The organism is Affinirhizobium helianthi (assembly GCF_042680945.1).
In the GTDB taxonomy this organism is placed as follows: Bacteria; Pseudomonadota; Alphaproteobacteria; order Rhizobiales; family Rhizobiaceae; genus Neorhizobium; species Neorhizobium helianthi.
This window is the reverse complement of sequence record NZ_JBHUEQ010000035.1, coordinates 1-13,399: the sequence shown is the minus strand read 5'-3', so window position 1 is coordinate 13,399 and position 13,399 is coordinate 1. Positions and strand designations below refer to the sequence as shown.

At 56.8% G+C, this 13,399-nt stretch carries 10 protein-coding genes and 1 pseudogene; 3 read left to right on the top strand and 8 right to left on the bottom strand.

Annotated features, from left to right (window positions below; genetic code table 11):
• Positions 1 to 116: 116 nt before the first annotated feature.
• Positions 117 to 1,589 (bottom strand): MocR-like pyridoxine biosynthesis transcription factor PdxR, encoded by a 1,473-nt coding sequence (gene pdxR / locus ACFSE1_RS17665; protein WP_377404546.1) that lies wholly within the window; start codon positions 1,587 to 1,589, stop codon positions 117 to 119.
• 239 nt (positions 1,590 to 1,828) lie between these two features.
• Between pdxR and ACFSE1_RS17660 the strand changes: the two are divergent.
• Positions 1,829 to 2,045 (top strand): annotated as a pseudogene (locus ACFSE1_RS17660) (transposase); the annotation flags it as partial.
• A gap of 31 nt (positions 2,046 to 2,076) precedes the next feature.
• Here the strand turns inward: ACFSE1_RS17660 and ACFSE1_RS17655 are convergent.
• The 7 genes from ACFSE1_RS17655 to ACFSE1_RS17625 all read right to left on the bottom strand — a co-directional run bounded on the left by ACFSE1_RS17655 (position 2,077) and on the right by ACFSE1_RS17625 (position 9,362).
• A complete protein-coding gene (locus ACFSE1_RS17655) occupies positions 2,077 to 3,468 on the bottom strand; it encodes an FGGY-family carbohydrate kinase (RefSeq protein ID WP_377404341.1) in 1,392 nt (463 codons plus the stop codon).
• The gene (gene rhaM / locus ACFSE1_RS17650; protein ID WP_377404338.1) at positions 3,465 to 3,785 is read right to left on the bottom strand and encodes an L-rhamnose mutarotase; all 321 of its coding nucleotides are present in this window, start codon (positions 3,783 to 3,785) and stop codon (positions 3,465 to 3,467) included. Before rhaM ends, ACFSE1_RS17655 begins: the two co-directional genes overlap by 4 nt.
• A complete protein-coding gene (locus tag ACFSE1_RS17645) occupies positions 3,782 to 4,795 on the bottom strand; it encodes an ABC transporter permease (RefSeq protein ID WP_377404335.1) in 1,014 nt (337 codons plus the stop codon). The genes rhaM and ACFSE1_RS17645 overlap by 4 nt, the downstream gene beginning before the upstream one ends.
• Complete coding sequence (locus ACFSE1_RS17640) at positions 4,792 to 5,781, bottom strand: ABC transporter permease (protein ID WP_377404332.1); 990 nt, start codon at positions 5,779 to 5,781, stop codon at positions 4,792 to 4,794. The genes ACFSE1_RS17645 and ACFSE1_RS17640 overlap by 4 nt, the downstream gene beginning before the upstream one ends.
• Positions 5,782 to 5,790: 9 nt before the next feature.
• A complete protein-coding gene (locus tag ACFSE1_RS17635) occupies positions 5,791 to 7,323 on the bottom strand; it encodes a sugar ABC transporter ATP-binding protein (protein ID WP_377404543.1) in 1,533 nt (510 codons plus the stop codon).
• A 163-nt stretch (positions 7,324 to 7,486) separates the two neighbouring features.
• Entirely contained in the window at positions 7,487 to 8,491 is a 1,005-nt protein-coding gene (gene rhaS, locus ACFSE1_RS17630) for a rhamnose ABC transporter substrate-binding protein (protein WP_377404329.1), read from the bottom strand.
• A gap of 58 nt (positions 8,492 to 8,549) precedes the next feature.
• Positions 8,550 to 9,362 carry a DeoR/GlpR family DNA-binding transcription regulator gene (locus ACFSE1_RS17625; protein ID WP_377404326.1) on the bottom strand — a complete coding sequence of 271 codons (813 nt, stop codon included), beginning with the start codon at positions 9,360 to 9,362 and terminating at the stop codon, positions 8,550 to 8,552.
• 193 nt (positions 9,363 to 9,555) lie between these two features.
• On the opposite strand from ACFSE1_RS17625, the gene ACFSE1_RS17620 reads away from it, so the two are divergent.
• Complete coding sequence (locus ACFSE1_RS17620) at positions 9,556 to 11,652, top strand: bifunctional rhamnulose-1-phosphate aldolase/short-chain dehydrogenase (protein WP_377404323.1); 2,097 nt, start codon at positions 9,556 to 9,558, stop codon at positions 11,650 to 11,652.
• A gap of 81 nt (positions 11,653 to 11,733) precedes the next feature.
• On the top strand, positions 11,734 to 13,026 hold the full coding sequence (gene rhaI / locus ACFSE1_RS17615; RefSeq protein ID WP_377404320.1) for an L-rhamnose catabolism isomerase: 1,293 nt from the start codon (positions 11,734 to 11,736) through the stop codon (positions 13,024 to 13,026).
• The last annotated feature ends 373 nt before the right edge of the window (positions 13,027 to 13,399 follow it).

The window sequence follows — 13,399 nt, the reverse complement described above, 5'->3', positions numbered from 1 at the left end:
AGAAAGAGCGCGTGCCAAACAATCAACTTAAGAGTGAAGTACGCTGCTTCACCACATCTTTTTTTGCGCTAGTAGCGCAGTAGGTGAGGCGCGAAAAGTACCAATTTAAACAAAAGTCAGGAACCATTTCTCACGATGCTGGCTATCGTTCTTGCAGCTTCCTTGAGCTTGCTCGCATCCCATCCTGCAAAGCCCATGATCAAGCCATTGAGATCGCTTCGTTGCAGGCAATAGCTAGATAAAGCGGTCGCGCCTATTCCCCGCTTTGCCGCCGCGCTGGCAACGTGCCGGTCTGGAATGCACGCTGGAAGATGTCCGACCAAGTGCAGACCGTCGCCTTCTGCATTGACTGTCATGGTACCGTCCAGCAGCGAGCGCAATTCTTCCGCCAATGCCAGTTGCCGCATGCGGTAGAGCTGACGCATTTCCACGAGATGCCGGGTAAAATAACCAGACGCAATGAAATCATGCATGGCCAGTTGCAGGGGCAGACTGACCGAGCCGTCCCGCAGGGTTTTCAATGCAACGAAAGCGTCAACAAGCTCCGGCGGGCTTACCATGAAAGCAAGCCGCAGGGAGGGCGCTATAGATTTCGAGAACGTGCCAACATAAATGACACGCCGATCCACATCCAGTCCGAACAGTGACTGCTGCCGTCTGACTGATGAGCGGAATTCGCCATCGTAATCATCCTCGACAATATAGAAATCGTGCTTTTTCGCCAGTTTGAGAAGACTGGCGCGCCGTCTCGGGCTCAGCTCCGCTCCGGATGGATATTGATGCGTAGGCGTCGTGAAAACCAAGCGGATATTGTCTATTTGTGCCAACCGCTCGAGGGATGCGGTTTCGATACCTTCGTCGTCGGTGGGACAAGCCAGCGCGCAATTGCCGGTCAAGGTTAAGGTTGCGGTCAGTTCCGGAAGGCAGGGATCTTCAACAGCAGCAGCGCTGCCAACCTCCAGCAGCAGCAGGGCGGACATTTGAAATGCCTCGCGTGAACTTGATAGAATTATGATGTTCTCAGGGGATGAAAGTACGCCTCTGCTGGGGCCGATCTGGGCCGCAATGGCCTGCCTTAGCGGTAGGTATCCGCGCGGATCTTGATTGGACCAGGCACTTTTTGAAGAGGCACGCGAGCCGCGTAGAACACTCTTGTTCCAGCGTTCGACCGGAAAATGCTGAAGGGCGGGAATGCCCGGTGCCAGAACAGCATCCGGTGAGGCGAGTGCCCAGCGGTTCGACTGCCCCATAAGTTTTCTGGATCTTGACGATAGCAAATCCGGGGAAGTGATCGGACAAGACTGCGCCTGCTGATCCCGGCGCTGGGCAATGTAGGTGCCTGATCCCTTGCGAATTTCGATCAGACACTCCGCATGCAGAAGAGTAAATGCATCGTTGACGGCATTGCGGCTGATGCCAAGCGTTTCAGCCAACCGGCGACTGGCTGGCAATCTTACGCCAGGTACAAGGCTACCAGAAAGAATTAGTGATCGCAGCGAGTTCGTCAATTGCAGGAAAAGTGGAGCAGTATCCTGGCGATTGAGCACAATACTGGAGATATCAGCCTCGATCTTTGAAAAACTATTCATTTGTGTCCCCGTAAACGGCAAGGGTACAGTTACAGCAATTGGGAAATTTTTAGCTATGCTATTACGATCAGGGGCTCCGGGCAAAGGATCCGTTGACGCCAGAAATGTCGCGGGTGATTTCCTGCGAGTGATTTCCTGCGAGTGACCTTGACCTCGTTTGACGTGCACCCAATAAATTGAGCCATTCGGAGCTGGAATTTTCCGCTTATGATCCCGGTTGGGAAGAAGAGCAGAATTCGGTGAAAGCGTCCAAGTTTTTGGAAGTGCCGATCGCTTTTGTGCTAAAGCAAGCAGAGGATGGCACGCCGATCGGGCAGGTCTGCCGAGGCGGGAATTTTCGATGCCACGTTTTGCAATTGGCGCAAGACGTGTGCGGGCTTGATGCCGTCCGAGATGAAGCATCTTCGCCAGCTTGAGGAGGAGAACAGCAAGCTGAAGCGGATTTTTACCCACCTGACTTGATTCACTGGCCCTTGGCTAATCCTGTCTACTTGGCCTTGCCCTGAGGTTGGAGTTCAGACTGCCAGAACGACGCATAGGCTTGCATGAGATTGGCATCATAGGTGCCTTCAACCGCCACCGCAGTTTGATGCGAAACCCCGCCTGCGAGCAAGCTTGCACCCAGACTGGTGCCTGTTGATCCTGAGACAGCGAAGACAGGCCTCATCATCAGTGCTCGCAGCGCTTTCAGATAGATGAGATTCGCAGAAAACGGCCCTTCTACCAGGATGGGCCCTTGCGCGCCTATAAGATCAAGACAAGTCCTCGTCATGAGGGCAAGGTAGAGACAGGCCGCCGCCCATTTTTCTTCGACAGGGGCCTCATCTGCACTGAGCCATCGAGTCTCTGCCAAAGGATAGGGACCTGATTTCGCAGCGAGGTTTGGCATCAGCATGATGCGTTTTTGAAGTGCGTTGGGCACCGCTCGCTCTGCTGCGGACATCTCGGGCGGCCCGAGCGCTGCGACCAGCATTTCAAACTCACGCCCACCCATGAAGCGCGATGAGGGCACGGGTCGACCATAGGCATCGACATTGGCAAGAGCGTCCCTTGATGGATCGAGATGTTCCAGATCACCGCCAACCGCAAAGTTGATGACCCATGTGCCGGTGGAGACCACCGCGAAGGGTGGTTCACGCCCCACCAGATGCGGCAGCAGCGACGCATTGGAATCATGGATACCGCAATAGACCGGCACGGGCTGTCGCAGGCCCAGTTCCGCGGCCAGATCTGCTTTTACCGTCCCGAGTGCATCGAATGCAGAGCGAACCGGTGCCATCTTCTCGCGAACGTCCAGCCGATCTACGAGTGATGAAAAGGCCGCCTGACCCGGTTGCCAGAGGTCCGTATGGCAGCCGAGAGATGTTACCTCATTCGCCGCTATGCCCGTCAGCCGGTAGGCCCAGTATTGCGGATAGGTCAAGATTGTGCGGACCTTAGCGAACGCTTCCGGGAAAACACTTCTCTGGAAGTGGATTTGCGCGCCAAGGTTGAGGCCGCCGGATAGAGCCGGTGAAAACGTCTCTGGGAAAGGCGGGCGAAGCGCCGCATAAGCGGTCCGGATAGCCTCCGGGTACTCATATTCATAATCCAGCACCGGCATGGCCAGTCCGCCCGCTTCGTCAAGCAATACGCCCGAAGCGCCATGCGCGGTAATGGATATTGCGTCGAAGCCGGGAGCAGCGCTGAATTGCGCAAGGCATTCGCAGAAAAAACGCCACAGCCCATCGATATCGTAATGGGGATAGGGTTCGCCCGGAACAACCTTGTTCGACCGGCGTCGCACATCAAGCTCTTCGCCGGTGGCGCAATCCAGCACCAGCACCTTGGCATTGGTCTTGCCGATATCCAGAACGGCAATGTGCCTGACCTCGCTCATGGCAGATAAAACACCGGCACAAGATCGATGGCCACAGGAGAGTTATCCGGGTTTGTCTCCATGATATCGGCCATATGCGCCCACCAGCGCTTCATGACCGGATGATCGGGCAGGCTTGCCATGCCATGGTCTTTGGGACGACTGAGCACGCCGAACAAGATGTTCGTTTCCGGGTCGAGATGAATGGAATAGTCGCTGACGCCAGCTTTGGCCAAAAGCTCCACCAGTTCCGGCCAGATCTCGTCATGCCGCTTTTTATATTCAGCCTGCATGCCGGGATTCAGCTTCATCTTGAAGGCGTGTTTTTCAAGGCTCATGATTTCGATGCCTGCTTGATGCGGCGCGCCAGAATAGGCAGCGCGATGGTGATGATGAGAAGAAGGCCAACAAAGATCGACATCACGATACCGGGCACATTGAGCAGCCCCAGACCAAAGGTGACGAGACCCATGACGAAGGCGGCAATAATGACGCCCGCAATCGTGCCTGCACCGCCGAGAATGGAAACGCCGCCCAGAACCACCATGGTGACAACTTCCAGTTCCCACCCTTGCGCGATGGAGGGGCGCGTGGAGCCCAGGCGCGAGGTGAGGCAGACAGCAGCAATGCCGCTCATCAGGCCGGTCAGCAGGAAGAGAATGAATTTCACCCGCTCCACTGGCACGCCGGAAAAACGTGCGGCGAAATCGTTATTTCCGATTACGTAAACCTGACGACCGAAATTGGTGGCGTGCAGCAGCACCGCAAAGATGGCAGCGCAGAGCAGGAAGAGGCCGAACTCGACAGAAAAGACCCAGAACAAATAGCCCTGGCCGAAATAGGCGAAACTTTCCGGATAGCCGCCATAGGCCTTGTCGCCCAGTGTGATGTAGGAAATGCCGCGAAACAGGCTCATCGTGCCGATGGTGACCACGATCGAGGGCAGCTTGAACACGGCTACCAGCGTCCCGTTGAACACGCCGCAGGCAATCCCGACACCGATGCCGATGGCCACGAGACCGGGTGTGCCAATGCCAAACTGCGCCGCCGCACCCATGGCCGTGGAAGCGAGTGCAATGATGGCTGCTACCGAAAGATCGATTTCCCCGGCAATCACCAGCATGGCCATGGCAAAGGCAATCATCGCTTTTTCGGTAAAATTGAATGTGGCGTCGGAGAGGTTCCAGGCATCAAGGAAGTAGGGCGATGCCAGCGAATTGGCGATGAAGATCAGCACGGCCACGCCAAATAGCAGAACTTCCCAACTGGCCAGAATGCGACTGACCGGCGTTCCTAGCCTATCCGGAATAGCGCGGCGGGTGGTGGGTGAAGATACGGTCTCGCTCATGCGGATACCTCGGTATTTGCGCGGTCGCGCAGAATGATGCGGCCCTTGCGAGCTTCGGCGCGGGCATTGAAGACCACAGCCAGCACGATGACCACGCCGGAAATTGCCATTTGGGCGAAGGGTGAAATTCCGATGACGGGAAGTGCGTTCTTGATGACGCCCAGAAAGAGCGAGCCGAGAACAGCGCCTGCGACGGAACCAATGCCCCCGGCAATGGAAATGCCGCCAATCACGCAGGCTGCCACGCTATCGAGTTCGAAGCCGCTGGCAATATCCACATAGGCGACTGCGTAGCGCGAAACCCAGAGATAGCTGCACAAACCGGCCATGGCGCCGGATAGAACGAAGGCGAAAAACCGCGTGCGCCCGATATTGATGCCTGCATATACAGCGGCGGTGGCATTGCCGCCAGAGGCATAGGCGGCACGGCCGAAGGGCGTTCTGGTGAGCAGAAACCACATGAAGGCAATGACCAGCACAGCGATCCAGGAAAGGACGGGCAGGCCCAGAATTTCCGTGCGCGGCACGTTCAGGAAGGTTGCTGTCATCTGGTGTGCGTTCACCCAGCTTCCGCCAGAAAGCACGAAGGCCATGCCGCGATAGATGGTCAGCGTGCCCAAGGTCACGACAATCGGCGGAATTTGCAGGCTCCAAACAAGGAAGCCATTGATTGCGCCGAGAGCGGCACCAATGCCCAGCGCCATGATGATCAGCACAACAAGTGGTAGATCGGGAAAGGCGGCATTGGTCATCGCAACCGCCATGCCGGTAAAGGCAAGATTGGCGGCAACGGAAAGGTCGATGGATTTGGTCAGGATCACCGTCATCTGTGCCAGCGCCAGCATGATCAGGATCGAGGTGTCATTGAAGATATTGGCAAGGTTGCGGGGCTCCGCAAAGCCCTGCGCCCGGCTGGCAAAGCCTGCCACCATGACCATGATGATGCCGGTGAGAAGCAGTTCGCGGCTTTTGAGAAAACGGTTCATGAAACACTCTCACGCATTGCCGGTGGCGGCGCGCACCAGCTGTTCGGCTGTGGCATCTGCCCGGTCAAAAAGCCCTGCCATCAGCCCCTCCCGCATCACCATGACTCTATCCGACATGCCGAGAATCTCCGGCAGTTCGGAAGAGACCATGATGATGGAGAGGCCTTGGGAGGCAAGCTCGGAAATAAAGCCATGGACAGCGGCCTTTGAGCCGATGTCGATGCCTTTTGTCGGTTCATCCAGAATAATGACTTTGGGCTGGGTGGCCAGCCACTTGCCGATGACCACCTTCTGCTGGTTGCCGCCGGAAAGCGTGCCGACCGGAACGGAAAGCGCCGCCGCGCGCAGATCCAGCCGCTCGGCATATTGCCGGGCAACCTTCAGTTCGTTTGCGGCATTCAGAAAGCCGGAACGCGATGTGCGGCCCAGCGAAGGCAGTGACATGTTCTGGTAAATTGGCATGGGCAGCGCCAGCCCGTGGCGGCCGCGTTCTTCCGGCACATAGACCAGACCCGCTGCGATCGCATCTCGCGAGGAACGTATATCAACTGTTCTGCCGTCCAGAATCAGCGAGCCGGAGGAGGGGCGGGTGATGCCGAAAAGCGACTGGCACAGTTCGGAGCGCCCGGCCCCGATCAGTCCGTAGATGCCGAGGATCTCACCCTGCCGGAGTTCAAAGGAAATATCGCGGAATTCCGTGGGGTGGCTATAGCCCACGACGCTGAGGACCGGCTTGCCGATTTCCACATTGGTTTTGGGAAAGACGTTGTGCACATCGCGGCCCACCATCATGCGCACGATGTCTGCCTGCGGCGTGTCTTTCAATCGCCCATGGCCCACCGCCTTTCCATCGCGGAACACGGCAAAGTTTTCGGCGATTTCGTAGACCTCATCAAACTTGTGGCTGATGAAGAGAATGGCTTTCCCCTGCCGCTTCAAGCCTTCGACGATGCGGAATAGGTCGTCGATCTCCTTTCGTGAAAGGGCAGCGGTGGGCTCGTCCATGATGACGATCTGCGCTTCGACGGAGAGTGCGCGCGCAATCGCCACGAGGTGCCGCTGGGCAATCGAAAGGTCCTTGAGCCGGATGCTTGGATCGATCTCGCTTTCCAGCTGGCGCAGAAGTTCGCGTGAGCGGTCGTTAATCGTGCGCCAGTCAATCGTGCCGAAACGGGTGCGCGGTGCGTGACCGAGAAAGATGTTTTCGCCAACGCTCAGTTCATCGAACAGAACCGTTTCCTGATGAATGGCGGTGACACCCGCATCGATTGCGCTTTGCGCACTACCGAATTGCACGCGCGCGCCATTGATCAGGATTTCGCCTTCCGTGGGGCGATAGATGCCGGTGAGGATTTTCACAAGCGTGGATTTGCCCGCACCGTTTTCGCCAATCAGTGCCGTAACCTGGCCGGGATAAAGGCTGATGGAAACCTGATCCAGCGCCTTCACACCCGGAAAAATCTGGCTGATGCCACGCATTTCCAGAACGGGTTCTGCATCGGCAAGCGGAGTGATCATGGTCATCGGTGCCACAGCATTCATTGTTGATTTCATCCAGAGAACCCTCCCTGACCCTCCCACACAGGGGAGGGGTCGGCCTGCCGAAATCTCTTGGCACATTGCTGAACAATGCCATGAGAGCAGGTCTCCCCCGGGTAGGGGAGACGGGCAGCAGGCCAGAGGGAGATTTTCGAAAGTGCGACGATCAGAAAATCTTCGAGAACTGATCGATGTTCGAAGAATTGTAGACGAATGGATCGGCCATCGCGGCTTCGCCATTGTCGCCAATCTTGATCGTGCCCATGCGGCCCGCCTTGATATCGGTGCCCGGCTTGCCTGTCGCATCACCCTTGACGAGATGATAGGCGATCTGTGTGGCGGAATAGCCAAGATCGATCGGGTTCCAGATCGCGAATTCCTTCGTCGCGCCAGACTTGATCGCACCCGCCATTTCGGACGGAAGGCCAAGGCCGGTCACGTAAACCTGACCGATCTTGCCCGCATCCTTCACCGCCTGCGAAGCCGCCAGAACGCCAACCGTGGTCGGCGCGACGATGACCTTCACATTCGGCTGCGATGTCAGCAGGCCCTGCGCTTCGCGATAGCTCTTGTCGGCCAGGTCATCGCCGTACACGGTGGTGGCGAGGTTCAGGCCGGGAAAATCCTTCAGCTGCTTCTTCATTTCGGCAATCCAGATGTTCTGGTTGGTCGAAGTGGTGGTGGCAGACAGAATAGCGAAATCACCCTTGCCATCCGGCAGATGATTCTTGGCAAGCGTCAGGCACATCTTGCCGATCAGCTCGTTGGAGGACGGGTTGAGATGCATGATGCGGCCTGCCGGAGCGACGCCGGAATCCCATGAGATTACCTTGATGCCGCGCTGTGCGGCCTTCTTTAGCGCTGGAACCACGGCGTCCGGATCGTTGGCGGAAATGGCAATGGCATCGACGCCCTGGGCGATCAGCGAATTGATCACTTCGATCTGGCCTTCCGCCGTTGTGCTGGTCGGGCCGGTATAGATGATCTTGACGCCACCCAGTTCCTTGGCAGCTTCTTCCGCACCCTTGTTTGCCGCTTCAAAAAAACCGTTGCCGAGCGATTTGACCACCAGCGCGATTTTCATGTCGGCTGCAGATGCCATGCCGGCCATGGATACAGATGCGGCCAGTGCAAGCGTTGCGGCCGCAAAAGTTCTTCTTGTCAGTTTCATAGTCCACTCCTCCCTAAGTAAAGAACCGTTGGTCTCCTCATCCTCGATCGCGTTTTCCTCAGGCGACCGAAGAAGCATTCTCCTTGACCGGCGCTGCGATGGGCTTCACCGTCAAAACCTTGATGCCCGCATTTTCCAACATCAGAAGCGCTTCTTCCGGCACACCGTCATCGGTGATGATGGTGGATACGTTTTCCAGAGGGCACAGAATGAGGCTGGAGCGCTTGGCGAACTTGCTTGAATCCACCATCACGATCAGCTCGTCTGCCTGCCGCATCAGCCGTTGTTCGCTCTGGATCACCAGTGCATCCGGCTCCATCACGCCATGGGATGAAATGCCCTGCGCGCCAATAAACATGCGTCGGGCATAGAAACTGCGGATCGTGTCATTCTCGAAAGGCGAAAGAATCAGGCTCTGGTCGCGGTAAATCGCGCCCCCCGGCACTGAAACCGTACATTTCGATTGCTTCACTAGATGTTCGGCAATGGCAAAGGAGTTTGTCATCACCTGCAGACGGCGGGCAGACATGAAGTGCACCATCTGGAATGTAGTGGTGCCGCCATTGATGATAATGGAATCACCTTCCTGGCATAAATCCACAGCGGCGCGCGCAATTGCGCGTTTCTTGTCGATGTTGACCGGTTCTGACACGCGAAACGGGCGCGCCGCCAGATTTCCCTGTTGCGGAGGATGAACGGCTTCCGCGCCACCACGGACCCGCCTTAGGCGCCCTTGCACATGCAGAGCCGCAATATCTCTGCGGATCGTCGCCTCCGACGCTTCCGTCAGTTCGGCAATATCCTGCACAGTCACAACAGGCTTTTCCTGAACCGCGCTGAGAATAATGCGATGCCGCTCACGTTCGTGCATGTCTGTCCTCCTGAATTCGATCTATTCGTAAACTCTTTAGGATGTCAATCACAAACGATCAAAAAAGATTACTGTGCGCTGCACAATGAGCGTTGGTGATCGTTTGTGATTGACAACTAACGTGTGACTGCGCCATATCCTGCGTGGAACTTAGATGCGTCGCCTTCTTGGCGATAACATGGGAGGAATTTGCATGTCGGGCCAACCCCGCCTTCTCGAAAATCGTTGGGACGATGCTTATGCGGCGAAACTGGATGAGCCGGGCAAGCTGCTATATCGCTCCAACCTGCTGGGTGCTGACAAGCGCATCACCAATTACGGCGGTGGCAACACCTCAGCCAAGGTCATGGAAACCGATCCTCTCACCGGGCAGAAGGTTCAGGTGCTATGGGTGAAGGGCTCCGGCGGCGATGTCGGCACCATCAAGCTGGATGGTTTTGCCACGCTTTATCAGGAAAAGCTGGAAGCGCTGAAAGGCATCTATCAGGGCGTTCACGATGAAGACCGAATGGTTGGCTTCCTGCCCCATTGCACGTTCAATCTCAACCCGCGCGCGGCTTCCATCGATACACCGCTGCACGGCTTCGTTCCCTTTACACATGTAGATCACATGCATCCGGATGCAATCATTGCGATTGCGGCCTCCAAGAATTCGAAAGAACTGACCCAGCAGATTTTCGGAGCCGACATTGGCTGGCTGCCCTGGCGCCGCCCCGGCTTCCAGCTGGGCCTCGATCTGGAGGCTTTCGTAAAGGCCAATCCGAATGCCAAGGGGGTCGTGCTGGAAAGCCATGGCCTGTTCACCTGGGCTAATGATGCCAAGGATTGCTACGAACTCACGCTTGCCATCATCAACAAGGCAATTGAGTGGTTTGCGCAGCAAACGGAAGGCAAGGTCATCTTTGGCGGCGCGGTGACGCAGAGCCTGCCGGCGGCTGAGCGCCGCGCCGTTGCAGCCCGCCTTATGCCTGTCATCCGCGGCCGCATCGGCAAGACCGAACGCAAGCTCGGCGCTTTCGACGATCAGGATGCCGTGCTTGAATTTGTGAATTCCAAGGATCTGCATGCGCTTGGCGCGCTTGGCACATCCTGCCCGGATCACTTTCTTCGTACGAAAATCCGCCCGCTGATCGTCAATTTTGATCCCGCCAAGCCGGATGTGGATGCGGTCATCGAAGGGCTGGATAAGGCTCTGGCGGATTACCGCGCCGATTACACGCGCTACTACGAAGCCTGCAAGCACGAAAACTCGCCGAAAATGCGCGATCCTAACCCGGTGATCTTCCTCATCCCGGGCATTGGCATGCTGTCTTTCGCCAAGGACAAGGCGACCGCGCGCATTGCCGGCGAATTCTACGTCAACGCCATCAATGTCATGCGCGGTGCATCCACAGTCTCCGAATATCAGGGTCTGCCCGAACAGGAAGCCTTCGATATCGAGTATTGGCTGTTGGAAGAAGCCAAGCTTCAGCGCATGCCAAAGCCGAAAAGCCTTGCCGGTCGGGTTGCGTTTGTCACCGGTGGCGCTGGCGGTATTGGCCGGTCGACGGCCGAGCGCCTGATGGCGGAAGGGGCCTGCGTTGTGCTGGCCGATATTGATGCCGAGGCACTGTCTTCTGCAAACGCCGAATTCGCAAAGCGCTTCAGCGATGATGCTGTTCGTTCCGTGCAACTTGATGTCACCAGCGAAGACGCCGTAAAGGGCGCCTTTGCAGAGGCATGCGTCGAGTTTGGTGGTGTCGACATCCTCGTTTCCAACGCGGGTATTGCCTCTTCTGCGCCGGTGGAAGAAACCACGCTCGCCATGTGGGATAAGAACATCAACATCCTGGCGACCGGCTACTTCCTGGTGTCGCGTGAAGCGTTCCGCCTGTTCCGCCGTCAGGATCTTGGTGGAAATATCGTGTTTGTTGCTTCGAAAAACGGTCTCGCTTCCTCACCCAATGCCTCGGCCTATTGCACCGCAAAGGCTGCGGAAATCCATCTCGCCCGCTGCCTGGCTCTTGAAGGCGCGGAGGCTGGCATTCGCGTCAACACCGTCAATCCCGATGCCGTGCTGCGCGGATCAAAAATCTGGAATGGCGAATGGCGTGAACAGCGCGCCGCGTCTTCGAAAATCGATGTAACGGATCTGGAGGAGCATTACCGCAAGCGCTCGATGCTCAAGCTCAATGTCTTCCCCGAAGACATCGCGGAAGCCATCTACTTCTTCGCGTCCGATCTTTCTGCCAAATCCACCGGCAATATCATCAACGTGGATGCGGGTAACGCGCAGAGCTTCACGCGGTAACATGCCTGTCCTGGGCAGCCCTTCTTCGCCGCAAGGCGCAAGGGCTGCTGCCAGCAGGTGCCGCATCCTCGGGAGGAAAAAATGACCAATTTGAAAATCGCGGCAGATGTCATTGCCGACCAGAACGATAAGCGTTCTTCCGCTCATAAGGCGGATTTTGCTGCACTGGGTGAAAAACTTGCGCGCAGCAATATTGATATCGAAGCAATCACCGCCAAGGTGGCGGACTTCTTCGTCGCGGTTCCGTCCTGGGGTGTTGGCACGGGCGGAACCCGCTTTGCGCGCTTTCCGGGCCCCGGCGAGCCGCGTCATATCTTCGACAAGCTGGATGATTGCAGCGTCATCCAGCAGTTGACGCGCGCCACGCCCACAGTTTCCCTGCATATTCCGTGGGACAAGGCTGACCCGAAGGAGTTGAAAGCGAAGGGGGATGCACTGGGGCTTGGCTTCGATGCCATGAATTCCAACACGTTTTCGGATGCGCCGGATCAGGCGCATTCCTATAAATACGGCTCCCTTTCGCATGTGGATGCCGCCACCCGCGCCCAGGCAGTCGAACATAATCTGGAATGCATCGAACTGGGCAATGCCATCGGCGCCAGGGCTCTCACCGTCTGGATCGGTGACGGTTCGAACTTCCCCGGTCAGTCGAACTTCACGCGCCAGTTCGAGCGCTATCTGGATTCGATGCGCAACATCTATAAAGCACTGCCGGATGATTGGCGGTTGTTCTCCGAGCACAAGATGTACGAGCCCGCCTTCTATTCGACCGTGGTGCAGGACTGGGGTACGAACTACATGATCGCTCAGACGCTGGGGGAAAAGGCCTTCTGCCTTGTCGATCTCGGCCACCATGCTCCCAATACCAATATCGAGATGATCGTGGCTCGCCTCATCCAATTCGGCAAGCTGGGGGGCTTTCATTTCAACGATTCGAAATATGGCGATGACGATCTGGATGCCGGTTCCGTCGAGCCCTATCGCCTGTTCCTCGTGTTCAACGAGTTGGTAGATGCTGAACATCGCGGCGTCAAAGGCTTTAACCCGGCTCATATGATCGATCAGAGCCACAATGTGACTGACCCGATTGAGAGCTTGATTGCATCTGCGAATGAGATCCGTCGCGCTTACGCACAGGCCCTGCTTGTGGATCGGTTGAGGCTGGAAGGCTTCCAGAACGAAAACGACGCGCTCATGGCGACCGAAACCTTGAAGCATGCTTATCGGACGGATGTGGAACCAATCTTGGCCGAAGCTCGTCAGCGTGCAGGCGGTGCAATTGATCCCATCGCAACCTATCGGGCGAGCGGCTATCGCACACGCGTCGCTGCGGAACGTCCTGCCATCAAGGGCAGCTCCGGCGGGATCGTATGATTGACCTGACGATGTGACTGGTCTTGACGTACAACTCGATCCACGTCGACGGGAACTTGCCGGCGTGGCTCGTCCTTGGTGTTAGTCTCGACAGGCGACCAACATCCAGACGCTTGGCGACGTTCTCGTAGTAGGTTGACGGGGTGGTCGAGCTCCGTCATCGCACCAGACGGATGGCGCCCTGGCGGACTGGGCTTGTCGCAAATTTTCTTGGTTAACGGCCTGTTGACCACCAGCGGAGAAATTGCCGCTCCCAATGTAGCGGAGCGAGCCCATGATTCTGAATGCGATTGCCGAGAAGCTAGGGTCGAAACCCAATCAGGGTATTGATGAGATTAGCTATCCATGATTCACTTCCTGCAGCAACAGGAGT

Excerpts from the sequence above, each read along its gene's own strand:
- rhaI (WP_377404320.1), top strand. The coding sequence starts at position 11,734 with ATGACCAATTTGAAAATCGCGGCAGATGTCATTGCCGACCAGAACGAT.
- ACFSE1_RS17655 (WP_377404341.1), bottom strand. The coding sequence starts at position 3,468 with ATGAGCGAGGTCAGGCACATTGCCGTTCTGGATATCGGCAAGACCAAT.
- ACFSE1_RS17620 (WP_377404323.1), top strand. The coding sequence starts at position 9,556 with ATGTCGGGCCAACCCCGCCTTCTCGAAAATCGTTGGGACGATGCTTAT.
- rhaM (WP_377404338.1), bottom strand. The coding sequence starts at position 3,785 with ATGAGCCTTGAAAAACACGCCTTCAAGATGAAGCTGAATCCCGGCATG.
- ACFSE1_RS17635 (WP_377404543.1), bottom strand. The coding sequence starts at position 7,323 with ATGAATGCTGTGGCACCGATGACCATGATCACTCCGCTTGCCGATGCA.
- rhaS (WP_377404329.1), bottom strand. The coding sequence starts at position 8,491 with ATGAAACTGACAAGAAGAACTTTTGCGGCCGCAACGCTTGCACTGGCC.
- ACFSE1_RS17645 (WP_377404335.1), bottom strand. The coding sequence starts at position 4,795 with ATGAGCGAGACCGTATCTTCACCCACCACCCGCCGCGCTATTCCGGAT.
- pdxR (WP_377404546.1), bottom strand. The coding sequence starts at position 1,589 with ATGAATAGTTTTTCAAAGATCGAGGCTGATATCTCCAGTATTGTGCTC.
- ACFSE1_RS17640 (WP_377404332.1), bottom strand. The coding sequence starts at position 5,781 with ATGAACCGTTTTCTCAAAAGCCGCGAACTGCTTCTCACCGGCATCATC.
- ACFSE1_RS17625 (WP_377404326.1), bottom strand. The coding sequence starts at position 9,362 with ATGCACGAACGTGAGCGGCATCGCATTATTCTCAGCGCGGTTCAGGAA.